The sequence below is a fragment of the Blastococcus sp. SYSU DS0973 genome (assembly GCF_054051055.1).
Genome location: NZ_JBJHAN010000002.1, coordinates 546749 through 572536, shown reverse-complemented (window position 1 = coordinate 572536; position 25788 = coordinate 546749). Strand labels below are relative to the sequence as shown.

Annotated in this window: 19 protein-coding genes; 8 read left to right on the top strand and 11 right to left on the bottom strand. The window is 76.1% G+C overall.

The window, feature by feature from the left end; genetic code table 11:
* Nucleotides 1-4: 4 nt before the first annotated feature.
* Nucleotides 5-1213: a cytochrome P450 gene (locus tag ACI791_RS06550; RefSeq protein WP_456585301.1), complete on the bottom strand. Its 1209-nt coding sequence runs from the start codon at nucleotides 1211-1213 to the stop codon at nucleotides 5-7.
* Between the two features lie 86 nt (nucleotides 1214-1299).
* Between ACI791_RS06550 and ACI791_RS06545 the strand changes: the two genes are divergently transcribed.
* Together ACI791_RS06545 and ACI791_RS06540 are read left to right on the top strand one after the other, a co-directional pair.
* A complete protein-coding gene (locus ACI791_RS06545) occupies nucleotides 1300-2232 on the top strand; it encodes a DUF5926 family protein (protein ID WP_456585300.1) in 933 nt (310 codons plus the stop codon).
* Between the two features lie 10 nt (nucleotides 2233-2242).
* Nucleotides 2243-2512: a hypothetical protein gene (locus ACI791_RS06540; protein WP_456585299.1), complete on the top strand. Its 270-nt coding sequence runs from the start codon at nucleotides 2243-2245 to the stop codon at nucleotides 2510-2512.
* A 21-nt stretch (nucleotides 2513-2533) separates the two neighbouring features.
* Here the strand turns inward: ACI791_RS06540 and ACI791_RS06535 are convergent, their stop codons facing one another.
* From ACI791_RS06535 to ACI791_RS06525, 3 genes are all read right to left on the bottom strand, one after another.
* Nucleotides 2534-3967, bottom strand: a complete 1434-nt coding sequence (locus ACI791_RS06535; RefSeq protein ID WP_456585298.1) for a M20/M25/M40 family metallo-hydrolase — start codon at nucleotides 3965-3967, stop codon at nucleotides 2534-2536.
* Complete coding sequence (locus ACI791_RS06530) at nucleotides 3964-5448, bottom strand: MFS transporter (RefSeq protein WP_456585297.1); 1485 nt, start codon at nucleotides 5446-5448, stop codon at nucleotides 3964-3966. The genes ACI791_RS06535 and ACI791_RS06530 overlap by 4 nt, the downstream gene beginning before the upstream one ends.
* Before the next feature lie 127 nt (nucleotides 5449-5575).
* Nucleotides 5576-6802 (bottom strand): arginine deiminase, encoded by a 1227-nt coding sequence (locus tag ACI791_RS06525; protein ID WP_456585296.1) that lies wholly within the window; start codon nucleotides 6800-6802, stop codon nucleotides 5576-5578.
* 107 nt (nucleotides 6803-6909) lie between these two features.
* Between ACI791_RS06525 and ACI791_RS06520 the strand changes: the two genes are divergently transcribed.
* Nucleotides 6910-7677 carry an SDR family oxidoreductase gene (locus ACI791_RS06520; RefSeq protein ID WP_456585295.1) on the top strand — a complete coding sequence of 256 codons (768 nt, stop codon included), beginning with the start codon at nucleotides 6910-6912 and terminating at the stop codon, nucleotides 7675-7677.
* Here the strand turns inward: ACI791_RS06520 and ACI791_RS06515 are convergent.
* Nucleotides 7623-11132, bottom strand: coding sequence for a BTAD domain-containing putative transcriptional regulator (locus ACI791_RS06515; RefSeq protein ID WP_456585294.1), 3510 nt, complete (start codon nucleotides 11130-11132; stop codon nucleotides 7623-7625). The two genes, ACI791_RS06520 and ACI791_RS06515, sit on opposite strands and share 55 nt — an antisense overlap.
* A gap of 200 nt (nucleotides 11133-11332) precedes the next feature.
* Here ACI791_RS06515 and ACI791_RS06510 point away from each other — a divergent pair, with 200 nt between their 5' ends.
* Nucleotides 11333-12772 (top strand): FAD-binding oxidoreductase, encoded by a 1440-nt coding sequence (locus ACI791_RS06510; RefSeq protein WP_456585293.1) that lies wholly within the window; start codon nucleotides 11333-11335, stop codon nucleotides 12770-12772.
* 94 nt (nucleotides 12773-12866) lie between these two features.
* On the opposite strand, the gene ACI791_RS06505 is transcribed toward ACI791_RS06510, so the two are convergent.
* Entirely contained in the window at nucleotides 12867-14519 is a 1653-nt protein-coding gene (locus ACI791_RS06505) for an FAD-binding oxidoreductase (RefSeq protein ID WP_456585292.1), read from the bottom strand.
* Nucleotides 14520-14557: 38 nt separating this feature from the next.
* On the opposite strand from ACI791_RS06505, the gene ACI791_RS06500 reads away from it, so the two are divergent.
* Entirely contained in the window at nucleotides 14558-16057 is a 1500-nt protein-coding gene (locus ACI791_RS06500) for a glycerol-3-phosphate dehydrogenase/oxidase (protein ID WP_456585291.1), read from the top strand.
* 443 nt (nucleotides 16058-16500) lie between these two features.
* Here the strand turns inward: ACI791_RS06500 and ACI791_RS06495 are convergent, their stop codons facing one another.
* Nucleotides 16501-16878 (bottom strand): hypothetical protein, encoded by a 378-nt coding sequence (locus tag ACI791_RS06495; protein WP_456585290.1) that lies wholly within the window; start codon nucleotides 16876-16878, stop codon nucleotides 16501-16503.
* A 74-nt stretch (nucleotides 16879-16952) separates the two neighbouring features.
* Between ACI791_RS06495 and ACI791_RS06490 the strand changes: the two genes are divergently transcribed.
* Both ACI791_RS06490 and ACI791_RS06485 read left to right on the top strand, forming a co-directional pair.
* On the top strand, nucleotides 16953-17516 hold the full coding sequence (locus ACI791_RS06490) for a TetR/AcrR family transcriptional regulator (RefSeq protein ID WP_456585289.1): 564 nt from the start codon (nucleotides 16953-16955) through the stop codon (nucleotides 17514-17516).
* A gap of 43 nt (nucleotides 17517-17559) precedes the next feature.
* Nucleotides 17560-18447, top strand: coding sequence for a haloalkane dehalogenase (locus ACI791_RS06485; RefSeq protein WP_456585288.1), 888 nt, complete (start codon nucleotides 17560-17562; stop codon nucleotides 18445-18447).
* Here the strand turns inward: ACI791_RS06485 and ACI791_RS06480 are convergent.
* The 3 genes from ACI791_RS06480 to ACI791_RS06470 form a co-directional block, all read right to left on the bottom strand.
* Entirely contained in the window at nucleotides 18444-19040 is a 597-nt protein-coding gene (locus ACI791_RS06480) for a TMEM165/GDT1 family protein (protein ID WP_456585287.1), read from the bottom strand. The genes ACI791_RS06485 and ACI791_RS06480 overlap by 4 nt on opposite strands.
* Before the next feature lie 153 nt (nucleotides 19041-19193).
* Nucleotides 19194-21905: a diguanylate cyclase domain-containing protein gene (locus ACI791_RS06475; protein ID WP_456585286.1), complete on the bottom strand. Its 2712-nt coding sequence runs from the start codon at nucleotides 21903-21905 to the stop codon at nucleotides 19194-19196.
* Between the two features lie 172 nt (nucleotides 21906-22077).
* Nucleotides 22078-23754 (bottom strand): diguanylate cyclase, encoded by a 1677-nt coding sequence (locus tag ACI791_RS06470; RefSeq protein WP_456585285.1) that lies wholly within the window; start codon nucleotides 23752-23754, stop codon nucleotides 22078-22080.
* Nucleotides 23755-23862: 108 nt separating this feature from the next.
* On the opposite strand from ACI791_RS06470, the gene pheA reads away from it, so the two are divergent.
* A complete protein-coding gene (pheA, locus tag ACI791_RS06465) occupies nucleotides 23863-24810 on the top strand; it encodes a prephenate dehydratase (RefSeq protein ID WP_456585284.1) in 948 nt (315 codons plus the stop codon).
* 49 nt (nucleotides 24811-24859) lie between these two features.
* Here the strand turns inward: pheA and ACI791_RS06460 are convergent, their stop codons facing one another.
* Nucleotides 24860-25729 carry a ketopantoate reductase family protein gene (locus tag ACI791_RS06460; RefSeq protein ID WP_456585333.1) on the bottom strand — a complete coding sequence of 290 codons (870 nt, stop codon included), beginning with the start codon at nucleotides 25727-25729 and terminating at the stop codon, nucleotides 24860-24862.
* Nucleotides 25730-25788 lie beyond the last annotated feature (59 nt).

Here is a 25788-nt window from a genome sequence, read left to right as displayed (position 1 = left end):
CAGGTCAGGGGGTGAGGACGACGGGCAGGGTCTCCAGGCCGCGGATGACGAACTCGGGGCGGCGCACCGGCTCCCCGCCCAGCTCCAGCGCCGACGTGCGGTCCAGCAGCGCGCCGAACGTCGCCTGGAGCTCGACCCGGGCCAGCGGGGCGCCGATGCAGAAGTGGATGCCCGCACCGAAGGCGATGTGCGGGTTGTCGGTGCGCGTGACGTCGAGGATCTCCGGCTCGGCGAAGACGGCCGGGTCGTGGTTGGCCGCGCCCAGCAGCGCAGCGATCTTCTGGCCCTCGGCGACGGTGACGCCCCCGATCTCGACGTCGGCGGTCGCGGTGCGCTCGAACAGCTGCAGCGGCGGATCGAAGCGCATGAGCTCCTCGAGGGCTGCGGGCAGGAGGGAGCGGTCGGCGCGCAGCCGGGCCAGCTGGTCGGGATGGCGCAGCAGCGCCAGCATGCCGTTGCCGGTCACGTTGACCGTCGCCTCGTGGCCGGCGTTGAGCAGCAGGATGCAGGTGGTGACCAGCTCGTCCTCGGTGAGCTTGTCGCCGTCGGCGTCGCGGACGCTCACCAGGTGGCTGACCAGGTCCTCGCCGGGGTGCCGCCGGCGGTCGGCGGCCAGCTCGCGCAGGTAGGCGACGAACTCGTCCGCGGCGCGCTCGGCGTCGTCCTCCCGCTGCCGGGTGCGGTCGTACTCGTACATCTTCACGATCGCGTTCGACCACGGCCGCAGCAGCGGGCGGTCGGCCTCCGGCACGCCCAGCAGCTCCGCGATGACGGCGACGGGAAGCTCCTCGGCCATGCCGGTGAGCAGGTCGACCGGCTCGGAGCCGCCCGACCGCTCGACCAGCTCGCCGGCCAGCCGGCCGGCCAGCTCCTCGACCCAGGGCCGCAGGCGCTCCACGTGCCCGCGGGCGAAGGCGCTGGTGATCAGCCTCCGCAGCCGGGTGTGGTTCGGCGGCTCCATCTCCAGGATGGCGTTGCGGTGGATCAGGTTGAAGCTCTCGAACCGGTCACCGGGCTCCTTGTCGGCCCAGATGCGCCCCAGCCGGCGGTCGCGCAGCACCGCGTTGGCCTCGGCGTGGGTGAACGCCAGCCACAGCCCCAGGTTCTCGTGCCACTGCACCGGCGCCTGCGTCCGGGCCCGCGCGAAGGCCGGGTACGGGTCGGCGACGAAGGACGGGGCGGTGAGGTCGAGGGGCTCGACGGCCAGGGTCACGCGCCGAGCCTAGTAAGACGACCCCCGCCCCCCACCCGCTCGCAGGCTCGCGGCGGCCGCTGGGAGCCGCCGCATACGCTTTCCGCATGGCTTCCCGCAAGCGCTCCTCCGCCGCCGCCGCCGTCGCCGAGGACGGCGTCAACCCGAAGGCCCCGTGCCCCTGCGGATCCGGCCGCCGCTACAAGCACTGCCACGGCTCCGGGTACGCGCCCGCCGTCATCCGCCCGTTCGAGGGCCTGCCCGGCGAGGCCGACTGGGTGGCGCTGCGCGAGCTGGTCCCGGCGGCGACGGCGAAGCTCAAGGCGGCCGACGGCCGCGAGCTCACCCTGGCCAGCGTGCTGCCCGGCGGCGCGCCCGCACTGGTGCGCGCGAACGGCGAGATCCTCGTCGGCGCCCAGCTGCAGACGTCGTCGGACGACGTCAGCCGGGACCTCGGCACCGCCGTCGCGGCCGCCCTGGAGGCCCCGGCCGGCGCTCCCGTGGACCCGGGCCCCATCGGCGGCGCCGGCTCGGCCGGGCCCCGGCTGCAGGAGGTCCTGGACCTTACCGCGCCGCTGGAGGTGATCGTCCACGACGACTTCGGCTTCTGGCTGGAGGGGACCGAGCCCGGTGCCGCGGCCCGTGCGGGGCTGCAGCAGGCCAACGAGGCGATCCTGCCGACCGTCCGGCTCGAGGGGCTGGAGGCGGCCTACTGGGTGCGCCCCGGCAGCGAGCGCGCGCACCTGCGCTGGGTGCGGCCGGAGAAGGAGGAGCAGCTGCTCGACGCGCTGGCCCGCCTCTCCGCGGCCGAGCAGATCCTGCTCGGGGAGGGCACGCGGTACGCCGGTGCGTTCCGCGCGCACGGGCTCGTCGTCCCCGTGTGGGACCTGCCCGCCGACATCCCCGCCGAGGAGTGGATCACCCCGGCGACGGAGTTCCAGGCCCGGCTGGAGAAGGCGCTCGCCGAGACCGCGCCGCTGACCAGCGAGGAGCGCCGCGCGCGGGCCGGCCTGCTGTCCCGCCAGATCACCCTGCGCTGACCGGCCGGTCATGGCGGATCGACACCGCGCCCGGGACGAGCAGGCGCGACCCCCGGCCGACGCCACGGCGGCCGGCGCGTTCGCGCCTCCGCCCGGCGGGGGCCGCAGCGTGCTGACCTTCCTCGCCGCCACGGTGCTGCTCGTCTGCGGCGTCACCGGGGTGCTCTCGTTCTTCACGGAGCTGCCGGCGAGCTACCGGGTGCTCCTGCTGGCGGCCGCCGCGCTCGCCGCCGCCGTCCTGGTGGTGAACCTCCGGCGCGGGCGGCGCGACGCCCGCTGACCGTCGCGGCGGACAGGTGCCTCAGCTGCTGCGGATCAGGTGGCGGAAGAAGCCCGCGCCGCGGTGCAGGGCGGCCACGGAGATCCGCTCGTCGGCGGCGTGCAGCGCGGACAGCTCCTCCCGGCTCAGGTCGAAGGGCATGAACCGGTAGACGCTGTCGCTGATCTGGCTGAAGTGCCGGGCGTCGCTGGCCTGCACCATCACGTACGGGGCGACGACGGCCCCCGGGTACGTCGCCCGGGCGGCCGCGGAGATCAGCGCGTACGCCTCGTTGTCGGTCCGCGACACCGGCGAGGGGTCGTTGCCCGAGACCACGCGCAGCTCCACCGACGGGTCGTCGATCACGCGGCGCAGCCGAGCCACGGTCGACTGCACCGTCTCGCCCAGCGCGATCCGGATGTTCAGGTGCGCCAGCGCCCGGGTGGCCAGCACGTTGGCGGCGCGGCTGCCCTCCAGGCGGGTGACGGCGACCGTCGTACGCACCATGGCGCCGGCCTCCCGGCCGGCGCGCGCCAGCACCTGCGCCAGCACCGGCCGGAGCTGGGCGGCGTGCGCGAAGAGGGCGCGGTAGCCGAGTGGGGCCCGCCGGCCGACGGCGTCGACCATGCCGAGCACGACGTCGTGCAGCCGGGCGGGGAACGGGTCCTCCTCGAGCGCCAGGATCGCCTTCGCCAGCCGCGCCGGCGCACCACCGCGGACCGGTGAGGAGGCGTGCCCGCCGGCGTCGGTGGTGACCAGCTCGACGTCGAGCAGTCCCTTCTCGGCCAGCCCGACGACGGCGACCTGGCCGGGGACGCCGGGGAACATCCCGCTCACCACGGCGCCACCCTCGTCGACGACCGCCCAGGGCCGGATGCCGCGGGAGGTGAACGCCTCGACCGCCAGCCGCGCCCCGACGCCGGCCACCTCCTCGTCGTTGCCGAACGAGAGGTAGACGTCGCGCCGCGGGGTGAACCCGTCGGCGGCCAGCGCCTCGACCGCCTCCAGGATCGCGACCATCGAGCCCTTGTCGTCGACGGCGCCGCGGCCGTGCACGTAGCCCTCCTCGATCGAGCCGCAGAACGGGTCGCGGCTCCACTGCTGCCCGTCCACGGGGACGACGTCGTAGTGCGCCATCAGCACCAGCGGCGGCTCGTCGGTGGCGCCGCGCCAGCGGTAGAGCAGGGCACCATCGCCCAACTGCTCCCGCTCCAGCGCCTCGTGCGTGCGCGGGTACAGCTCGGCGAGCCGGGCGCGGTAGGCCGCGAAGGCCTCCTGGTCCACCTCGGCGGGGTTCCGCGAGGAGACCGTCGGGATGCGGATCAGCTCCGCGAGGCGCCCGGCCGCGGCGTCGGCGTCCAGGCCGGCGAGGTCCACCGGGACGACGTCGCGGTCCTCGGGTCGGAAGCGGGCCACCCGCCGGGCCGTCGTGGTCGCGGTCGCCGCGGCGGCGACGGCCGCGAGGGTTCGCTTCATGCCCGGAGCTCCTCAGCGGGTGCGGCGGCCGGCGGGTCGGAGAAGGCGAGCTTGGGGACGACGAGCAGCGCCAGCGCCGCGAGCAGCGCGGCCGTGCCGCAGACCACCCAGACCGTGATGTAGCCCGACAGCGACCCCGCGGTGCCGGCCGACCCGTCGGGCAGCAGGGGGACGTCGGAGGCCAGCGCGATGGCGAAGGCGGCGGAGGCGAACGAGCCGCCGAGCACCTTCGTGGTGTTGGTCAGCCCGGTGGCCACCGCGGTGCGGCCGACCGGGGCCGCCGCGGCCGCAGCCGCGGGGAGTGCGGCGACCAGCGCGCCGGAGCCGAGCCCGGCGACCGCGATGCAGGCCAGCATCTGGGCGAGCGTGTCGTGGAAGGGGACGAGCAGCAGGTAGCCGATGCCGGTGAGCGTCGCGGCGCCGATCAGCGTGCGCCGGGGCGTGGTCAGCCGACTCACCCGGGAGAACTGGCCGGCGCCGACCAGCATGGAGATCACGTACACGCCGATGACGACGGACACCTCGCTGGTGGACAGCCCCAGCCCGTAGCCGTAGACCTCCGGATCGGTGCGCGCGAAGGTCGACAGCGGGCCCTGGGCGCCGAGCACGCTGATGCCGAACAGGCCGGCGGTCAGCTGCACCGGCCACATCGACGAGCTGCGCAGCACCCGGAAGTCGACCAGCGGGTCGTCGCGGCGCAACTCGTACCGCACGAACGGGACCAGCAGCAGCAGCCCCAGCGCGGTGACCGCCCACGGCCACACCGCGTCCTCGTTGAGGCGGACGAAGCTCAACCCGCCGGTGATCACCAGCAGCACCAGGCTGAGCAGGGCGGCGCCGGTGGCGTCGATGCTGCCGCCGGTGCGGTCCACGCTCTCCGGCACGCGGAGGGCGACGACGGCGCAGACGCCGACGACCAGGACCAGCGGCGCGATCAGGACGAGCCAGAACGAGTCGGCGAGGCTCTGCCCGATCTGCCCGCCGGCCAGCGCCCCGACGATGGCACCGGCCTGCAGCGCGGCGACGATCAGCCCGGTCGCGCGCCGGGTCTGGCCCGCGGCGCCCGGGGTGCGGCGCGACCGGTCCCAGATCAGGGCCACCTGCAGCGGCAGCCAGACCACGTACATCCCCTGCAGCGCCCAGGCGACCAGGAACAGCGGGAAGCTCTGGGCGAAGGCCAGCACCACCGTGGACAGCGCCACGACAGCGGCGGACCAGAGCAGCACCCGGCGGTGGCCGTGCAGGTCGCCGAGCTTCGCGAGCACCGGCACCGCGATGGCCGAGAGCATGAGCTGCGCTGCCTCGAGCCAGTTGACGTCGGCGTCGTTGACCCCGAGGTAGCGGGCGATGTCGGTGAGCAGCGGGACGTAGTAGCCCTGCAGGACGCCGCTGGTGAACTCGACGAAGACCAGGTAGCCGACGAGCCCGCCGCCGATCCCCGCGATCCGCCCGGTCCGCCGTGCCGCCTCCGTGCGTGCCACCGCATCGTCCCTTCGCCGGCGCCGGGCCCGGCGCGGGAAGTTGGGAGCGTAATGGCCCCGGTCGCCTCGGCCGCCCGCCGGTGCGAGATGTCCCCCGGTCGTCACGCGGCGGCTCGCCGGGCTGCCCTCAGTGCGGGGCGCGGGAGATGGGGCAGGACATGCACCGCGGGCCGCCGCGGCCGCTGCCCAGCTCGGAGCCGGCGATCCGGACGACCTCGATGCCGGCCGCCTCGAGCGCGGCGTTGGTGACGGTGTTGCGCTCGTAGGCCACTGCCAGCCGGGGCGCCAGCGCCAGGGTGTTGTTGCCGTCGTCCCACTGCTCGCGCTCGGCGGTGACCGGGTCCAGGCCGGTGTCGATGACGCGCAGCTCGTCGATCCCCATGGCGGCCGCGGCCGCGACCACGAACGGCTGCGGCCCGGTGACGGCGAGGTCGGGAGTGTCGTCGTCGGCGGCGGGGAAGCCACCGGCCGCCCGGACGGTCCAGGCGACGAGCGAGTCGGCCACCGCGGGGTACATGACCATCGCGTCGACGTCGACCATGGTGGCGATGGTGTCCAGGTGCATCGTCGCCCGCTCCTGGGCGATCGGGACCACGAGCACGGTGCGCGCCAGCCCGCGCGCGAACAGCCGGCGGGCCAGCCGCTCGGCCCCGCCGGGCGTCGTCCGCTCGCCGACACCGACCGCCACCACGCCTTCCGCGAGCAGCAGGACGTCGCCGCCCTCCAGGTGCTCCAGGTTCGAGGCGTACAGCTGCTCGGTACCGGCGAAGCGGGGGTGGTGGGTGTAGACGGCGGCGGTGATGGTGCTCTCCCGGTGCCGGGCGGGCATCGCCAGCGACGTCACCGCCACCTCGTCGCCGATCCACACCGACGAGTCGCGGGTGAAGAGCAGGTTGGGCAGCGGTGGGACGACGAAGTCGGAGCGGTCCATGAGCTCGTAGGCCAGCCCGTGCCCGCGCAGCTCGTCGTGGGCGACGCCGGCGATCAGCGCCGCGGCGAGGTCCTCCGGCGACAGCCGGGCCAGGTGCCGGGTGGTGTCGCGCTGCAGGGTCGCGCCCAGGCGCGGGTCGTCGACGGCGGCGCCGATCAGCTCCGCCCGTGCGGCCGGGAGGGCGAGGACGTCGGCGAGCAGGGTGGCCAGGTGCAGCACCTCGACGCCGCGGCCGGTGAGCGCCTGCGCGAACGCGTCGTGCTCCTCCTGCGCGCGGGCCACCCACGGGACGCCGTCGAAGAGGAGCTGGTCGTTGTTGCGCGGGGTCAGCCGGCGCAGCTCCGGGCCCGGGCGGTGCAGCAGCACGGTGCGCAGCGGACCGACCTCGCTGGTCGCACCCGACGGCGCGGCGGACCCGGTCACGGTCGCCAGGCTGGCACAGCCGGCTCCGGCGTCGCCCGTCGTGACCCTCGTTAGGGTGCCGGGGGCGGTGCCGACGACGGCTCCGCGACGCCGAACCGGAGGTACCTGTGGACCTGTTCGACCTGACCGGCAAGGTGGCTGTGGTCACCGGTGGCACCCGGGGCATCGGCCTGATGATGGCCCGGGGGCTGCTGCAGGCGGGGGCGAAGGTCTACCTCAGCTCCCGCAAGGCCGAGGCCGGGGACGCCGCCGTCGCGGAGCTCGCCGAGTTCGGCACCGCCGTCTCGATCCCGGCCGACCTCTCCACCGAGGCCGAGTGCATCCGGCTCGCCGCGGAGGTGGGCCGCTCGGAGGAGCGGGTGCACATCCTGGTCAACAACGCCGGCGCCACCTGGGGCGAGCCGCTGGAGACCTTCCCCGAGTCGGCCTGGGACAAGCTGCTCGACCTGAACCTGAAATCGCCGTTCTTCCTCACCCGCGCCTTCCTGCCGAAGCTGGAGGCCGCCGCGGCCGGCGGCGACCCGGCCCGCATCGTGAACGTCGGGAGCATCGACGGGCTGCACGTCAACCCGATGCCGACCTACTCCTACGCCGCGAGCAAGGCGGGGCTGCACCACCTCACCCGGGTGCTCGCCAAGGAGCTCGGGCCCAAGGGGATCACCGTGAACGCCGTCGCCCCGGGGCCGTTCGAGTCGAAGATGATGGCCGCGACGCTCGACGCCTTCGGAGCCGAGATCGCCGCGAAGGCGCCGCTGGGTCGGATCGGCCGCCCCGACGACATGGCCGGCGTCGTCGTCTACCTGTCCTCGCGGGCCGGCGCCTACGTCACCGGCGCGGTCATCCCCGTCGACGGCGGGATCGCCACCACCGCCTGAACGTCCGGCGCGGCCGGGGACCCGGCCGCGTCGGACGGCCCCGGCCGCGCCGCGCCGTCGACCGTGAGCCACGACCACGTGCGGCCCGCCGATCCCCAGACGGGAGAACTCGAGCCGGTGGACGGTGAGCTCACCCGGGCGCAGTGCCACTCCGCCAGCCGCACCTGGTGTGGGGAGCCCACCCGGCGACCCTGGTCCTGGGCGGCCGCCCACCAGCGGCGGGCGCTGTCGAGGTCGCCGAGCCGCTCGGCCAGCCGGCCGAGCAGCTCGTCATAGGCGCCGAGGGTGAGCGACGGCGTTCCGAGCACCGCCTGCCGGCCCTGGTAGGGGAGGAGCGACTCCACGGCTGCGGCCCAGTCCGGCTCGTCGCCCAGCCACAGCGCCGACTCCGCCTGCAGGTACAGCGCGACGTCGCTGGCCCAGTCCCGGACGAGGGTGCGGCCCCACCGGGCCCGCAGCCGGCGGGCCTCGTCCACGTCACCGGACTCCGCTGCCGCGAGGACCGCCATCTCCTGGAGCAGCGGATGCCCTTCGTCACCGGTCTCGACGAGCAGGTCGATGACCTCGGCCTGCCGCCCGTCGGCCCGGCGCAGGGTGAACTGGTGAGCCGCGTAGGCGTGCCGGGCGTGCGGGGTGACCCGCCGGAACAGTTCGTAGGCCTCGCTGGTCAGCTCCTCGGCGCGGCCCGCGTGGCCTCGGAGCCAGGCCAGCCCGGCGGCCTGCCAGAGCACGTGGGGGCGCACCTCCGGGCCGCTGAGGGAGGCCGAGAGCCGGCGGGCCTCGGCGTGGTCCGCCTCGAAGCCGGCGAGGTCGGACAGGTGCAGGCGGATCGCCGCCCGGTGCACCCGTGCGATGAACTCGGTCCGTCTCGGCAGCCCGCGTCCGGCCAGCCCGAGCGCCTCGTCGGCCGCAGCCAGCCGCAGCTCGGCGGCGCCCGGTCGGCCCCACACGGCGATGCTCAGGTTGTTCAGCGTCCGGCCGAGCAGCTCCGGGTCACCGATGCACCGGGCGATCTCGGTCGCCTGTCGGGCCGCCTGCACCCCGCGGTCGTCGGGCCCGAAGGCGAGCTCGACGCCGAGCGTCCCGAGCAGCCGAGCGGTCATCGGGAGGTCGTCGTCCCGGCGCTCGGTGAGCAGGTCCTCCAGGAGCCGGACCATGTCGTCGTCGACGACGCCGTGCGGGCGCCAGTTCCACAGCGTGACGCTGCCCCACACGGCCGCTGTCTCGGCCAGGCACCGGGGGTCGCCGATGCGCCGGGCGACGGTGATCGCCTCCGCGACCACCTCGCGCGCCTCCAGCAGCTGCCCGCTGCGCAGCAGGTCGTTGCCCAGGGCGGTCAGCAGGTCGTGGCGGGTCCGGGCGGCGTCGGGTTCCCCGGGGTCGAGCAGCGTGAGTGCCCGCCGGGTGTGGACGGCGGCCTCGCCATGGGCCAGCCGGGCCCGGACCGCGCGGGCGGCCTCGACGGAGTACCTCCGGGCCGGACCCGGGCCGGTCACCGGGAGCGCCTCCACGAAGTGCCGCGCCAGCCGCTCGACCTCCGCATCCTGGCCGGCCGGACCGGCCCACTGCTCCAAGGCGGTCCCCAACCGTGCGTGCAGCCTGGCCCGGCGCAGCGCCGAGAGGTCGCTCACCAGCACCTCCTGCACCAGCGCGTGCGTGAACCGCCAGCTCCACGGCCGAACGCCCTCGACGACCAGACCGACGGCCACCGCCGAGTCGAGCGCGGTCAGTGCCTCCTCGGCCGGTGTGCCGGCGGCCTCCAGCAGTTCGAGGGTCACCTCGCGCCCGGCGACGGCGGCCAGTTCCAGGATCGCGCGGGTCCCGGACGGCAGCCGCTCCAGGCGGGTGCGCAGCACCTCACCGACCGACGGCGGCACCGGGAGGTGGTCCAGGTGGAGGTCGTGCGTGCCCACCATCCACCGCGACAGCTCGACGACGAAGAAGGGGTTGCCGCCGGTGCGTTCGTGCACGGCCGAGGCCAGCGCCCGGTCGCCGGGGGACCCCAGCTCGGCGGTCAGGAGGGCGGCCACGTCCTCGAGGTCCAGGCCGGCCACGCGCAGACAGGTCGCCGACGGCTCGCGGGCCAGCCGGGCGAGGCAGTCGGTGACCGCCTGGGGCAGCTGCTCCCCCACGGTGCGGGCGGTGACCACCAGCAGCAGCGGGACACGTGGCAGGTGGCGGGCGAGCAGGCCGAGCAGCTGCACGGACGTGGTGTCGGCTCCCTGCAGGTCGTCGAGGACGACCAGGACCGGGCGGGCGGCCGCTGCCGCCGCCAGCCGGCCACGGAGCTCCTGGAACAGGCGGAACCGTGCGGCGTCGGCGTCGGCGTCGGCGTCCTCGCCCGCCGCGCCGGACCCGGGTGCCAGGTCGTCCTGCCCGAGCTGCTCGAGGACCTGGGTCCAGGGCCACAGCGGCGGCGCGCCGACGTCGTCGGCGCAGCGGCTCCAGGCCACCGACCAGCCGGACCGGCGCGCGCCGTCCGCCGTCGCCTCGGCCAGCCGGGTCTTGCCGATGCCCGCCTCGCCGTCGAGGACGACGACCGCCGGGCGGCCGGCGGTGACCTGCTCGGCGACCTCCTGCAGCCGCGCCAGCTCGGCCCGCCGCCCGACCAGCAGCTCGGTGCCCGGGGTGAGCGCCGGCGTGGCGGAACCCGCCTGCACCGTGGGCAGGACCGGACGCGGGAGGCGTTCCAGCAGCCGGGGGTCGTGCCGGAGGACCGCAGCCTCCAGATCCCGTAGTTCCGGACCGGGATCGATGCCCAGTTCGTCTCGCAGCAGCCGGGCGCACCTGCGGAGGGCGTCCAGCGCCTCGGCCTGCCGGTCGGCGGCGTACAGGGCGGTGACCAGCCGGGCCCAGAGCCGCTCCCGCAAGGGGTGCTCGGTGACCAGCCGGTGCAGGTCGGTGACGGCGGCCTCCGCGCGCCCCACCGCCAGGAGGGCGTCGCAGCGCCGCTCGCGGGCCCGGATGTGCAGTTCGGTCAGGCCCAACCGGTCCGTCGTGGCCGTCGGCAGGTCACCGAGCTCGGCGAACGGCTCCCCCCGCCAGAGCGCCAGCGCCTCGTCGAGCAGCTCGATGCCACGGGCCGGATGGCCGCCGCCCACGGCGTCGTCTCCCGACTCGACCAGCTCCGCGAACCGCAGGATGTCCAGGTCGATCGCGTCGGCCCGCAGCAGATAGCCGGGGGGGCGGGTGAGGAGCACGGTCGGGGCCTCGCGGGGACCGCGCCCGGGTTCGAGCACGCGGCGCAGGTGCGAGACGTAGGCCTGCAGGGTTCCGGTCACCGTGGGTGGCGGTGCGTCGCCCCACAGGGCGGCCACGATGCGGTCGATGCCGACCACCCGACCGGGCTCGGCGAGCAGGAGGGTCAGCAGCGCCCGAGGCTTGGCCCCGCCGACGTCGACCGGGTGGCCGTCGGGACCCGTGACCTCCAGTGGACCGAGGACTCGGAATCGCACGGAGCGGGATGTTTCCAGGCGGGGCGCGCGGAGGGCAGCCCTTCGGGCGCGGCTGGTTCCCAGTCGGTTCACCAGTGCGCCGCAAGTGCGCGGCAAGGGCCTCGCGCGACCGTCGTCGGCGTCCGAACCAGCTCGCCGGTCGCACCGCGAGCCATCCCATCCGCGGCCATCTGCCGCGGCCGCCAGGAGGAAGACCGTTCATGAGTCTCACCGAGAAGCCCGCGCTGCCCGCCGCCGTCCTCGGGAGCGCGGTTCTCGACACCCTCGCGCCGTCCTTCCCGGAAGGTGCCCTCGACGAGCTGCGCAGTCAGGTGCACGGCCCCGTCTACGCCGCGGGCGACGACGGCCTGGCCACCGAGGTCGCCGCCTGGAACCTGGCGATCCAGCACACCCCCGCCGTCGCGGTCGGCGCCACCTGCGCGGCCGACGTCGCCGCGGCCGTCTCCTGGGCCGTCGCGCACGGCTTCGGTGTCGCCGTGCAGGCCACCGGCCACGGTCCGCTGCGCAACGCGGCGGGCAGCCTGATGATCACCACCCGCCGGATGCAGGGCCTGAGCATCGATGCCGAGCGCCGGATCGCGCGGGTCGAGGCCGGCGTCAAGTGGATGCGCGTGATGGAGGCCGCCGCCGACCACGGCCTGGCCGGGCTGTGCGGATCGTCGTCCGACGTGGGGGTGGTGGGCTACACCCTCGGTGGCGGCATGGGATCCCTCGGCCGCAAGCACGGGTTCGCCGCCGACCACGTCCGCGCCGTCGAGATCGTCACCGCCGACGGGCGGGTGCGGCGGCTGAGCGCCGACACCGAGCCGGAGCTGTTCTGGGCCGTGCGGGGCGGGAAGGGCAACCTCGGGATCGTCACAGCGCTGGAGATCGAGCTGGTCCCGGTGGCGGCGTTGTACGCCGGCGGCATCTTCTTCTCCGGTGCGGACGCGCCGGCGGTGCTCCACCGGTTCCGCCAGTGGGCTCCCACCATGCCCGAGGAGGTGAGCACCTCGGTCGCGATCCTGCGCGTACCGCCGATCGAGGAGATGCCCCCGCCGCTGCGCGGGCAGACCGTCGTCCACCTGCGGTTGGCCTACTCGGGTGAGGACTTCGTCGAGGCCGAGCGCCTGATCGAGCCGATGAAGGCGGCCGGGGCGATCCTGCTGGGCTTCGTCGGCCCGATGCGGATCGACGAGACGGACGCCATCCACATGGACCCGGTCGATCCCGTGCCGTCCTGGGAGAAGGGCATGCTGCTCGCCGACCTGACCGAGGAGGCCGTCGACGCGCTCCTGGCCACGGCCGGCCCGCAGGTCGACGTCCCGCTGGTCATGGCGGAGGTCCGGCTCATGGGCGGGGCGCTGGGCCGACCTGCGGCGGTGCCCAACGCCGTTCCCGGCCGCAGCGGCGCCTACGCGGTCTACCTGATCGGCCCGGGCGTCCCGGAGCTCGCCCAGGTCGTCCCGACGGTGGTGCGGGGGGTGCTCGCCGCGCTCGAGCCGTGGCGGTCTCCCGAGACGATGATCAACTTCCTGGGTGACGTGTCGGGCCCCGAGGAGGTCGCCGCGGCCTACCCGCCGGCGGCGCTGGAGCGGCTGCGGGAGGTCAAGCGCACCGTGGATCCGGCCGGCGTCTTCTCCTTCGGGTACGCCATCTGAGCGCCCGCGTCACCACCACGCCGACCCCCGGGCCCAGGAGGCTGCAACCGCCCCCTGAGCCGGGTCACCCGAGCAACACGAGGGCGTGCGCGGGTCAGTCGGGCAGCAGGACGCCGGGGTTGCAGATGCCCTGCGGGTCCAGCCTCTGCTTGACCGCGCGCAGCACCTCGACGCCGAGCGGACCGATCTCGCGCTCCAGCCAGGGGCGGTGGTCGGCGCCGACGGCGTGGTGGTGGGTGAGCGTGCCCCCGGCCGCCAGCAGCGCGTCGGTCGCCGCCCGCTTGGCGGAGAGCCACTGCTGGATGGGCAGCGCGTCGTCGCGGTCGGCGATCACCGTCAGGTACAGCGAGGCGCCGGTCGGGTAGCCGTGCGACAGGTGGCTGAGCACCAGCGGCCGGTGACCGCCACGGGTGAGCGCTTCGCGCAGTGCCCGGCGGGTCGCGTCGTAGACGGTGGGCAGCGCGGTCCAGGTGGCCGCGGTCTCGAGCGTCTCCACCAGCAGGCCGCGGTCCAGGAGCCGGTCGCGCAGGTACGGCGCCTCGAAGCGGTGCCTGCGCCAGGAGTCGCCCACCCGGCGGCCGAGCCGCACGGCGCCGCCGTCGCGCAGGAGCGAGGCTGCCGCCCGCATCCGGGCACGCACCAGGTCGGGGACGCCCTCCCAGCCGACCACGAGCATGCAGCCGTCGCCGTGCCTGCGGGCGCGGAGCTTCCCGCGCAGCGCCTTCGCCCCGGCCCCGGAGGCCATGAGGAGGTTGGCGCGGGTCTCGTCGGCGTCGGAGAGCCGGACGACGTCGGGCAGCAGGTCGTGCCGGGCGAGCGCCTGGAGCGCGGCCAGCCCCGCCGGCCAGGTGCGGAAGGACCACCCCTCGTAGGAGCTGGCCGGCGGCTTCGGCCGGACGCGCAACGTCAGCTCGGTGATCACGCCGAGCGTGCCCTCGGAGCCCAGCGCGAGGCCGAGCAGGTCGGGGCCGGCGGCCGAGGCGGGCGGGGAGCCGAGGTCGAGCACCCCCGCCGGCGTGGCGAGGGTGAGGCCGGCGACCAGGTCGTCGAACCGGCCGACCCCGGTGGAGGACTGGCCGGCCGAGCGGGTGGCCGCGTAGCCGCCGAGAGTGGCGAACTCCCAGCTCTGCGGCAGGTGGCCGAAGGTCAGGCCCTCCCGGTCGAGCGCCTGCTCGAGCGCCGGGCCGCGCATGCCCGGCCCGACGGTGACCAGCGACGACGGCACGTCGAGGGACTGCACCGAGGACATGCGGGCCAGGTCGACCGCGATGGTCGGCCGGTCGTCGGGGTCCACCCCGGCCAGCCCGCCGACGACGCTCGTCCCACCGCCGAAGGGCACGACGACGACCCCGCGCTGACCGCACAGCGCGAGCAGCGCGGCGGTCTCCTCGGTCGTGCCGGGCAGCACCACCGCGTCGGGGGCGTCGGAGGCGTCGCCCTCCCGCCGGCGGAGCAGGTCCAGGTAGCTCTTGCCGCCCGCGTGCCGCAGCCGCGACTCGCGGTCGGTGCGCACGTTGTCCTCGCCGAGCAGGTCGGCCAGCGCCGTGCGGTCCGCCTCGGGCAGCCGGCAGGGCGCCAGCCGGATCGCGTCCACCGGCGCGGGCGGCGTGGCCCGGGGTTCCCAGCCCAGCTCCCGGCCGAGGTACCGGCGCGCGGCCTTGGGCAGGGCGCCGTCGAGCCCTTCGTCCCCCGCGGAGGCGGGGCGCGGGCCCCAGCCCTGGATCGTCAGTTCCGGCTGCTCGGGCACCGCTACAGTCTGCCGGTGCCGCAGCGCCGGAGGACGAGGTGATCGGTTCCCTCTCGTCCGCGCGCCGCGCCCGCGACCTCGCGGAGGCCACCGGGGACGTCGACGTCGTGGTGGTCGGCGGTGGCGTCACCGGCGCCGGGGTGGCCCTGGACGCGGCGGCACGCGGGCTGTCGGTGCTGCTGTGCGAGCGCACGGACCTGGCGGCCGGCACCAGCCGGTGGTCGTCGAAGCTGGTGCACGGTGGCCTGCGCTACCTGGCGCACGGCGAGATCGGGCTGGCGCGGGAGAGCGCCCGCGAGCGCGCCGTCCTCATGGGCGCGACGGCGCCGCACCTGGTGCGCCCGCTGCCCTTCCTGGTGCCCGACGCGGCCGGACGCGACGTCACCGCGCTGGCCGGGCTGGGCGGCCGGCTCGGCGACGCGGTCCGCGCCTCGGTGGCCGGTGGGCGAGGATCGCTGCCCCCGGCCCGCCGGGTGCGCGCCGACGACGTCGCCCGCCGCACGCCCGCCGTCCGGCCGGGGCGCGGTGGCGTCGTCTTCTGGGACGGGCAGCTGACCGACGACGCGCGGCTCGTCGTGGCGCTGGCCCGGACCGCGGCCGCGTACGGAGCCCGGGTGCTGACCGGGGCGGCGGTCACCGGCGTCGACGGCGCCGACGTGCACGTGACCACCGGCGAGGGGCCGCTGACCGTGCGGGCCGGCGTGGTGGTGAACGCGGCCGGCGTGTGGGCCCAGCGGCTGGCGCCGGGGATCCGGCTGGTGCCCTCGCGCGGCTCGCACCTGCTGGTGCCCGGGGTGCGGCTGGGTTCCCCGTCGGCGGCGCTGACGGTGCCGCTGCCCGGCTCGCGGTCCCGGTACGTCTTCGCGCTGCCGCAGCCCGACGGGCTGGTGCACCTCGGGCTCACCGACGAGCCGGTGGAGGGCCCGGTGCCCGACGACGATGCCGCGCCGTCGGACGCGGAGGTGCAGCAGCTGCTCGACACGGTGAACCAGGTGCTCACCGAGCCGCTGACCCGCGCCGACCTGATCGGCGCCTACGCCGGCTACCGCCCGCTGGTCCAGCCACGGGCGGGCGCGAGGCCGGACGGCGCGACGGCCGACCTGTCCCGGAAGCACCTGCTGGCCTGGGACGGAGCGGGCCTCTCCGTCGTCGGCGGAAAGCTGACCATCTACCGCGCGATGGCGGAGCAGGCCGTGGACGCCGTGGTGGCGCGGCTCGGGCGGGGCGCGGCCCGCTCGCCCACCGCGCGGCTGCCGCTGGTCGGGGCGGCGCCCCGGGCGGCGCTGGACCGCGTGGCGGCGCCCGCGCGCCTGGTCGCCCGCTACGGCACCGAGGCCCCGCTGGTGGAGGCACTGGGCCCGGCCGCGGTCGTGGCGGGCCGCCCCGAGACGGTGGGCGAGCTGCGGTTCGCCGTCCGGCACGAGGGTGCGCGGACGGTGGCCGACCTGCTCGACCGCCGCACCCGCATCGGCCTGGTGGCCGGGGACCGCGAGCGCGCGGTGCCGGTGGCGGAGCAGGTGCTCGCCGAGGAGGGCTGACCGGACCCCCGCTCTGGGGGCATGCTGCACGGCGAGCTGCTCCTCCGGATGCGAGCGGCGGCGCTCACGGCGCGGTGTGCTGGAGCTTCCGGGGCGCCGAGCGCGGACAGGCCGCGGCGGACCCGGGCCGCCTGGTCCCGCAGAGCCGCCGCCACTGTTGGACGCCGATGGCCAGCGCTGACCGCGCTCTGGCAGTGTTCCTCTCGCCCTGGCAGTCCTGCAGGACCACCCATGCACGCGAACCACCCCCAGAGCGGGCGCCGGCGCTTCAGCCCGGGCGGACGGCGCCGGCCTGGACGGCGGTGCTCACGCACGGCGCCGGCCCGGGTGCGATCCGCCCGCAGTGCGCGGTGAACCGCTCGTCGTCGGCGTACGGGTCTCGGGCCTCTCCGCCTCCTCGACCCAGCGCACCCACTTCTTCCGGTGGCTGGGGGCCGCGGAACCTAGGGCGTCGCGGCGGCCCGGTCGACGGTCGGCACCTCGCCGGCGACGCCGGGGTGCGCGGCGTAGCCGAACTCCACCAGCCGCGGCCGCCACCGCCGCATGGCCGAGCGGTGCGGTTCGGCGACGGCGAACGCCCGGACGGCGGCCTCGTCCTCCCACCAGGACACCGTGGTGAACCGGCGGGCCAGCGGCTGCGCCCGGAGCACGATCGACCGCGCGCCCGGGCTGCGCATCGTCTGCGACCGGATGGCCATGGATGCGCGGAAGAACGCGGGCACGTCGCGCAGCCGACGCAGGTGCAGGGACGTGGTGACGACGACGCCGGGGCCACTGCCGATCCGGTCGGCGGTCCAGGGCAGGTCGGGGATGAGCGGCACGGCATCCTCCTGGAGCGGGGCTTTACAGGCGTTAAGCAGCGTAGGCCCGCGATTAACGGCTGTAAAGTCGACGCGTGCCCGTACGACATCTCCGCGCCGACCTGATCACCGCCGCCGCCCGGCTCCTCGAGCAGGCGGGGTCGCTCGACGGCGTCAGCCTGCGGGCCGTCGCCCGGGAGGCGGGAGTGAGCGCGCCGGCGGTCTACGGCCACTTCGCCGATCTGGGCGAGCTGCTCGACGCGGTCCTGGACGAGGGTTTCGCGGCGCTGGGAGCGGCCGTCACCGACGCCGTCGGTCGGGAGACCGACCCCGCGGCGCGGCTGGTCGCCGGGTGCCGGGCCTACGTACGCGCCGGCCTGGCCGCCCCCGGGCGGTACCGGGCGATGTTCGGCCCCCGGCGGGTGGCGGGCGGGGCGCAGGCGTTCGCGCTGCTGGTCGACGGGGTGGGCGCCTGCGTCGCCGCCGGTCGCTCGGCCAGCCGGGACCCGCAGGCGGACGCCAACCTGCTGTGGACCGCGCTGCACGGGATGGTGACCCTGCGGGCGGCCGCCCCCGAGGTGCCGTGGCCGGAGCTCGACCCGCAGCTGCGCGATCTGGTCAGCCGCCTGGCACTGCTGACGCCAGGCGAGGACCGCTAGGACCGGGACGGCGGGGCGACGTCCCGGATGCAAGTATCGGAGCATGGCCGACGAGATCTCCCCCGACGACCCGTTCCCCCGCCGGCGCGTGCAGGTCCAGGACGCCGAGATGGCCTACGTGGAGGTCGGCGAGGGGGATCCGATCGTCTTCCTGCACGGCAACCCGACGTCGTCGTACCTCTGGCGCAACGTCATCCCGCACGTGCAGCACCTCGGCCGCTGCCTCGCGCCCGACCTGATCGGGATGGGCGAGTCGGACAAGCTCCCCACGCCCGGCGCGGGCACCTACGACTTCGCCACGCACGCCGCCTACCTGGAGGGCTTCCTCGCCGCGGTGGGGGCGACCGGGCGCGTCACGCTGGTCCTGCACGACTGGGGCTCGGGCCTCGGGTTCGACTGGGCCGCCCGCCACCCCGAGGCGGTGCGGGGCATCGCCTTCACCGAGGCGATCGTCACGCCGGTGACCTGGGAGGACTGGCCCGCCGACGCCCGCAACATCTTCCAGCTCATGCGCGGCCCGAACGGCGAGGCCGCAGTGCTGGACAAGAACGTCTTCGTCGAGAAGATCCTGCCGGCGTCCGTGGCCCGCGGGCTCTCCCCGGAGGCGCACGACCGCTACCGGGCGCCCTTCGCCGAGCGCGAGGACCGCTGGCCGACGCTGGAGTGGCCGCGCCAGCTGCCGATCGAGGGCGAGCCGGCGGCCGTCGTCGAGCGCGTGGAGCGGTACGGGAGGTGGCTGGCGGGCAGCGACGTCCCGAAGCTGTTCATCGACGCCGACCCCGGGTCGATCCTGGTCGGCCGGCAGCGCGAGCTGGTGCGCGGCTGGCCCGCCCTGACCGAGGTCACCGTCGCGGGCAGCCACTTCGTGCCGGAGGACTCGCCGCACGAGATCGGCCGCGCGGTGGCCGACTGGATCCCGACGTTGCGCTAGGTCAGCGCGCGGACGGTCTCCACGGCGGCGACGACGGCGAAGACCAGGAACAGGCCGGCGGCCACCCGCCGGATGATCGCGATCGGCAGCCGGTCGGCGAGCTTCTTGCCCAGGAAGACCGCGAGGCCGGAGACCACCAGCAGAGCAGCCCAGGCGCCGACGAACACCGACAGCGGCTCCTCGTAGCGGGCGGCGAGGCCGGCGGTGGCCAGCTGCGAGAGGTCGCCCCACTCGGCGGCGAACAGCACGCCGAACGAGATGGCGGCCGCGCGCAGGAACGACGTCTCCTCGCGCGCGTCGGCGGCCTCCCCGCCGTCCTCCGCGCCGCTGCCGGCGCTGCGCCACAGGACGACCGCACCGGCGAGGAACAGCAGCGCGACCACCCCGGTCACCAGCGCCTCGGGCAGCAGTGACAGCAGGGAGCCGGCGGTGACCGCGATCGCCACCTGGAGGCCGAACGCCGTCCCGACGCCGACGAAGACCGGCAGCGGCGGGAACCGGGTGGCGAGGACGAGGCTGGCGAACAGCGTCTTGTCGGGCAGCTCGACCGGGAGCACCAGGACGAACGCGGCCAGGACGACCGACCAGATCACGGATGCACTCCTCGCTCGGCACTGCCGGGCGGGGCTCGGGCAGTCTCAGTCGACGGTCAACGGTAGCGACCGCCGCCGAGGGCCCCGCATGCTGCTCGCCCCGTGGTCCCGCCGGCATCGAGCTGGCCTCGCTGCCGTCCTTCCCCGCGTCGGTCAGGAGCGGCCGGAGCGGCGGGCGACGCGGGCGGCGAACACCCCGGCCGAGTAGCCGTTGTCGATCGTGCTGACGGCCACGCCGGGCACCGACGAGTTGAGCATCGTCATCAGCGCGCCGAGCCCGCCGAAGGCGCTGGGCTGCGCAGCCGAGGTGGGCACGGCGATCACCGGGACGTCGGTCAGCGAACCGACGACCGTCGCCAGCGAGGCGTCCATGCCGGCGACGACGACGACGCAGTCGGCCCCGTCGAACAGCGCCCGGTCCTCGGCCAGGGCGCGGGTCCGGCCGGCGACGTCGTCGATCCGCACCACCTCGGTACCGGCCACCCGGGCGACGAAGGCCACCTCGGCGGCCACCGGGGTGTCCGCGCCGCCCGCGCACAGGACCGTCGTGCGGCCGGCCGGCTCGGGTACCGGGCCGACCGCCGCCGCCATGGCCGCGACGTCCATCGTGGTGGCCTGGTGCTCGGTCGCGAGCGCCACCAGGGTGTCGGCGGCGGCGCGCAGCACCAGTGCCGGGCGGTCGGGGTGCTCGCGGCGGGCCTCGCGGACCAGCGCCAGCACCTGCTCGGTGGTGCGGCCGGTGGCCCAGACGGCCACCGGCTCGACGGCGCCGGCCGGCGGGACCGGGGGCGTGGCCGGCTCGGGGGTGGTCGCGCCGGCCGGCTCCGCGGCCACCGGGACCGGGGCCAGCAGCGGCTCGCCGGGCCGCGCGGTGCCCAGCGGCGGGTGCGGGTTCCCGAGCAGGGCGGCGAAACCGGCGACCTCCTCGCGCACGGCCGCGAGGGCGCGGACGGCGTCGTCCACCGGAGCGGGCTGCTCGGGGCTCGCGTCGTCGTGCCCGGCGCCGGCCGGTGCGGCCACCGGCGGGGCGCCCCCGGAGAGCGCGTCGAGCGGAACGCCGGATGCCCGGGTCTGGGTCAGCGCCGAGAGCCGGACCACGCGGTCGCGGCCGCTCCGCTTGGCGTCGTAGAGCACGCCGTCGGCGGCGGCGAACAGCGTCTTGCGGTCGTCGCCCCGGGTGGCCGAGGCGATGCCGGCGCTGATCGTCACCGGCACCTCGAGGCCGAGCTCGGACCACGGGTAGCGGGAGACCGAGGCGCGGATGCGCTCCAGCGCTCGCTCCGCCTGCTCGGCGGTCGTCTCGGGCAGGAGGATGACGAACTCGTCGCCCGCCCAGCGGCACACCTCGTCGGTGTCGCGCACGCCGGCGACCAGCAGCTCGCCGATCGTCCGCAGCACGGCGTCGCCGCCGGGGTGCCCGATCGCGTCGTTGATGGCCTTGAAGTTGTCGACGTCGACGACGGCCAGCGCGGGCACGTCTCCGGCGGCGAGCAGCCCGTCCAGCCGCGCCTCGGCGTAGCGCCGGTTCGGCAGGTGGGTGAGCGGGTCCTCGTAGGCCTGCCGGCGCAGCTGCCCGGCAGCGCGCTCGGTCTCCAGCAGGCTCTTGCGCCGGCCGAACAGCTCCACCCAGCGGGTGCGCCGCTCGTCGACGCGGTCGAGCTCGTCGGTGAGGTAGGCCTGCAGGTAGGGCAGCGCGCGGCCGGCGTCGTCCAGATCGGCGTGCAGCGTGCAGAGCTCCCGGAGGGCAGCCCGGCGCAGCCGGGGCAGGCCGTGCTCGGTGGCGAGGGTGAGCGCGGCCACCAGGTGCTCGTCGCCGGCCCGGCCGTCGCCCTGGCGGCGCAGGGCCCGGCCCAGGGCGAGCTGCGCCGAGGCCAGCCGGTCCCGGTCGGCGACGGCCGCGGACAGCCGGACGGCGGCGCGCAGCGGACCGGTCGCGGCGGCCTGCTCACCAAGGCCGACCAGCGCCCACCCGTGCACGATCTGCGCGGGGACGACGCCCTCGGCGTCCGGCGGCAGCTGCACCAGCGCCTGCTCGGCCAGGTGTCGCGCCTCGGCGAAGTAGGGCGCGGCCGTGTCGGTGGCGCCGTCGTCGAGCAGGCCCTCGCCGAGCTCGGCGCACAGCTCGCCGAGCCGGGTGGCGGCGACGGCGACCAGCACGTCGGGGTCGGTGTCGTCGGGGCCCAGGAGCCCCGGGTCGGCGGCGGCCGCCTGCGCGGTCTCGTGCGCCCGCCGCTGGTAGTCCAGGGCGAGCGGCATCAGCTCGAGGTCGGCGAGGACCCCGGCCAGCGTGCTCAGGGTGTCGACCAGCAGCGTGCTGGGCGCCAGGGCCGGGTCCAGCAGGCTGGCTGCCTCGACGGCCTCGTCCATCGCGGCGTCGATGCGCCGCGACAGCAGCTCGATGCGGGCGTGCCGGGCCAGGCCCGCCGCCCGCTGCAGGTCGTCGTCGGTGGCGTCGAACGCGGCCTTGGCCGAACGGACCAGCGCGATGGCGAGCGCCGCGCGGGAGGCCGATTCAGCACGGGGGTCGGCGTCTGCGCCGTCGGCCTGCCCGGGGCCGTCGATCAGCTCGGCGACCCCGGCGTGCAGGTCGAGCGCCGGCTCGGCGGGGGAGTCGGGGGACACCGGGTCGCCGACCAGGGTGAAGCCGGCGACGCGCAGCCGGCGCACCAGCAGCTCGGCGCGCAGGGTGTCGGCCCAGGCGCGGCCGAGCGGAACGGGGACGCCGTCGGGCGCGTCGGCGGCCGGAGCGGCGGCGACGTAGGGCGAGGGATCGCGCTCACCCCCGGCCAGCAGCTGCTCGGCGTCGTCGAGCTGCCAGTTGCTGAGGGCGGCGGTCACCCGGTGGTGCAGGGCTCCCGGTGGCACGAGCGCACTCTGCATGTCGTCACGGACAGTGTCGAGTAGGTGACTGGGAACGCGCCGTCCTCCGTCCGTCCCGTCTCTCCCGCCCCACGCGTGCGGGATGCTCACCTGCTCTCCTCGCCGGCGCTCGTCGACCGAGTTCCTGCGGCGTCCCCTGCTGAGCGCGCGAGCCCGCTCACGCACTCGCCCCGCGGTCCGCGGGAGCGGAGTCGGCGGCGCCGTGCGCGCGCACCCGGTTGCGGCCCAGCCGCTTGGCGGAGAACAGGTGCAGGTCCGCGGTGTCGAACAGCGACCGCCAGCCGATGACGGTGCCCCTCTGTCCGTCGGGCACCGCCGGGGCGGTCGCGACACCGATGCTCACCGTCACCGGCCCGGACAGCTGCAGGTCGGTCCAGTCGGCCTCGGCGACGGCCGACCGGAGGCGCTCCATCACGACGACGGCCTGCGACTCGGTCGCCGTGGGCAGCACGACGAGGAACTCGTCACCGGCCCAGCGGTAGACCTCGTCACCGGTGCGGCTGTGCTCCCGCAGCAGGTCGGCGACCCGGCGGAGCACGGCGTCGCCGTGGGTGTGCGAGGTGTCGTCGTTGACCTCCTTGAAACGGTCGACGTCGACGACGGCCAGCGACAGCGGCTCCTCGCCGATCCGCAGCGCGCCGAGCCGTCGTTCGGCGCTGCGCCGGTTGCCCAGCCCGGTGAGCGGGTCCTCGAGGGCGTGCCGGCGGAGCACGGCCGTCTGGCGCTCGGCCTCGCGCAGCCGGCTGCGGCGGACGAACATCTCCGCCCACAGCTGTCGGCCCCGGGCGTGCGAGCGGCCGGTGTCGGCGCGGTAGGCCTCCAGCCAGTGCAGCGCCTCCGCAGGGCGGCCCAGGTCGGCGTTGTCCTGCCCCAGCTCCAGCAGGGTCTGCCGGTAACGGCGGCGGTCGCCGGTGGCGGCGAACGCCCCCGAGGCCCCGACCAGCAGATCGATCGCCTCCTCTCCCACGGCGGTGTCCCCGTCCCGCCGGGCGAGGGCGGTGAGCAGCCGGGCGAGCACCAGGTCGGTGTAGCCGCGCAGCCACAGGCCGCCCTCGCGCTGCAGCGAGCGGCGGACGCGCCGCAGCGGCCCCAGCGCGGCGTCGAGGTCGCCGCTGCACATGAGCGCCCAGGCCTGCACCACGTCCAGCAGGTCGGCGTCGGCCTGCTCGGCGTCCCAGTCCAGGCTCCGCGCCTCGGTGGCGTGGGTGATGGCCTGGCCGGCCAGCTCGGCGGCGCGCCCGGTCTCCCCCCGGCGGCGCAACGTCTGGGCGAGCTCGACGTGCTGGCGCGCGGTGAGCAGCAGCAGCCGCCCGCGGTCGCCGACGTCGGGCAGGGCGGCGGCCACCTGGTGCCCGCGGATGGCGTGCGCGACGGCGAGCTCCTCCAGGTCCAGACCCGCGAGCGTCATCGACAGCCAGCGGTGCGCCTGCAGCAGGGCGCGGGAGGGCTGCGCGGAGGGACCGTCGGTGAGCAGGCTGGCGTCGACCGACAGCAGCATCGCGTGGTCGAGGTGGTCGGTGGTCATCTCGATGTGGGCGAGGTAGGCAATCAGCAGGGCTGTCTCCGACGACACCGGACACCGGTCCAGCAGCTCCCGGGCGGCGGCCACCCCGGCCGCGCGGGCGTCCTCGTCCCCGTCGACCATCGCCCGCCGGGCGTCCAGCGCGTGGCCCCAGGCGGTCCAGGCCGGCTCGCCGGTCGCGGCGAAGGCGCCGGCGGTGTCGTCGGCGAGCGCGAGGAAGGCGGCGGGATCCTCCCGGTCGCTGGCGTCGAGCAGCCGCCACAGCGCAGCCTGGAGTGCGCCGGGGGCGACACGGGCCGGGCCGGGGGTCACGCGTCCTCCACTCCGGGCCAGGCGGCCACGGGGGCCGGTGATTTCGGCCCCCGCACCCGTTCCCCGGGTGGGGCGACCGCCTCGTGATGTGCGCACTACCCTCGTCGGATGCCCGGGATGCCACCCAGTCCGTCTCCGACGCGGTTCGCCTATCTGGGGCCCGAGGGTACCTTCGCCGAAGCGGCCCTGAGCAGGGCGATTGCCACTCCGGAGGGACGGCGGGACCCCCACCCGAGTGTCACCGCGGCGCTGGCCGCCGTCCGGACGGGGGACGCCGACGCCGCCCTGGTTCCCCTGGAGAACTCGGTCGAGGGCTCGGTGCCCGCGACCATGGACGGGCTGGCCGACGGCGAGCCCCTGCTGATCACCCGCGAGGTCTTCCTCGACGTGGCGTTCGTCCTGGCCGTCCGACCGGGCACGGCGCTGCCCGACGTCCGGTCGGTCGCCAGCCACCCGCACGCCCTCGCGCAGACCGCCCGGCGCCTGGCCGAGCTGCTGCCCGGAACCACCCCGCTGCCGACGAACTCCACCGCGGCGGCAGCGGCCGCGGTGGCCGCGGGCGAGGTGGACGCGGCGGTCTGCGCGGGGATCGCCGCGGAGCGCTACGGGCTGGAGGCCCTCGTCGACGACGTCGCGGACCAGGCGGGCGCCGTCACCCGGTTCGTGCTCGTGCAGCCCCCCGGCGCGCTGCCGGCGCCGACCGGCAACGACAAGACGTCGCTGACCGCGGTGGTCGGCGACCGCACCGGCGCCCTGCTGGAGCTGCTGCGGGAGTTCGCCGTCCGCGGCATCAGCCTGACGCGCATCGAGTCGCGCCCGACCCGGCAGCGGCTCGGCGTCTACTCGTTCTCCCTGGACTGCGAGGGCCACGTCGCCGACTCCCGGGTGGGCGAGGCGCTGGCCGCCCTGCACCGGGTGTGCGACGACGTCCGCTTCCTCGGCTCCTACCCCCGGACCGACGGCCGGGAGAACCGGGCGGTGCCCGACGAGTCGTCCGACGCGGCGTTCGCCGAGGCCGCGACCTGGCTGACCCGCGTGCGCGCCGGCGAGGTGTGAGCGTTCGCCGCCCTGATGACCTCGGGTCCTCGTCGCCGGCTGACGGCGGTCAACCCAGGCGGGCGCGCAGCTCGTCGACGATGCGCCGGGTGACCGGGACCTCCACGCCGTGCCGGTCGGCCGCCCGCAGCACCGCCCCACCGATCGCGTCCAGCTCGGTGGGGTTGCCCGCCTCGGCGTCGCGCTGCATCGACGAACGCATCGCGTCGGGCAGCGACCAGGTGAACTCGCGGGTGCCTGCCGGGTTCCCGGCCGCACCTTCGGCCCGCGCCACCGCGGCCACCTCGGCGATGACCGCGGTCAGCTCCTCGCCCCGCTGCTCGCGCACCGTCCCCAGCGGCGCGCCGGCAGCCGTCGTCAGCAGCGCCATCGGAGCCAGGAAGGCCAGCTTGTCCCACAGCAGGCCGGCCTCGTCCGGGCGGTCGACGACGTCGACCCCCGCCGCGGCCAGCGCGTCGGCCAGCGGCTCGGCGCCCGGCCCCAGCTCGAGGGCGCACAGCTGTCCCTCGTGCCGGATCGTTCCCGGGGCGGGGCGGGAGGCGGCCACCCGGATGGTGCCGGCGACCACCCGTGCGGCGGGGTACCGCGCGCGCAGCACCGCCACGTGCTCCACCCCGTTGAGCAGCGGCACGACCACCGCGTCGCCGAGCACGTCGGCCGGGACGCGGTCCAGCGCGTCGTCCAGCTGGGTCGCCTTCGTGGTCACCAGGAGGACGTCGACCGGCCCGGCCAGCCGCGCGGTGCCGCGCACCGGCACCGCCAGCTCGCCGAAGCGGTCGCTGGTGACCGCCAGCCCGGCGCGGTCGAGGTGAGCGGCGGTCGCCGGCCGGGCGAGGCAGGTGACCGCGTGCCCTCCCCGCGCCAGCAGGGCGGCCAGCAGCCCGCCCACACCGCCGGGCCCGAGAACCGCCACACGCATGGTCTCCACGTGGCCAGCCTGCCCCATACCGGTCGCAGGTGGGAACGGCGGTTCGTGCA

Bases quoted from the DNA above. Each gene is read 5' to 3' on its own strand.
- pheA (WP_456585284.1), top strand. From the start codon at position 23,863: ATGCCCGGGATGCCACCCAGTCCGTCTCCGACGCGGTTCGCCTATCTG.
- ACI791_RS06485 (WP_456585288.1), top strand. From the start codon at position 17,560: ATGGCCGACGAGATCTCCCCCGACGACCCGTTCCCCCGCCGGCGCGTG.
- ACI791_RS06460 (WP_456585333.1), bottom strand. From the start codon at position 25,729: ATGCGTGTGGCGGTTCTCGGGCCCGGCGGTGTGGGCGGGCTGCTGGCC.
- ACI791_RS06545 (WP_456585300.1), top strand. From the start codon at position 1,300: ATGGCTTCCCGCAAGCGCTCCTCCGCCGCCGCCGCCGTCGCCGAGGAC.
- ACI791_RS06540 (WP_456585299.1), top strand. From the start codon at position 2,243: ATGGCGGATCGACACCGCGCCCGGGACGAGCAGGCGCGACCCCCGGCC.
- ACI791_RS06510 (WP_456585293.1), top strand. From the start codon at position 11,333: ATGAGTCTCACCGAGAAGCCCGCGCTGCCCGCCGCCGTCCTCGGGAGC.
- ACI791_RS06535 (WP_456585298.1), bottom strand. From the start codon at position 3,967: ATGAAGCGAACCCTCGCGGCCGTCGCCGCCGCGGCGACCGCGACCACG.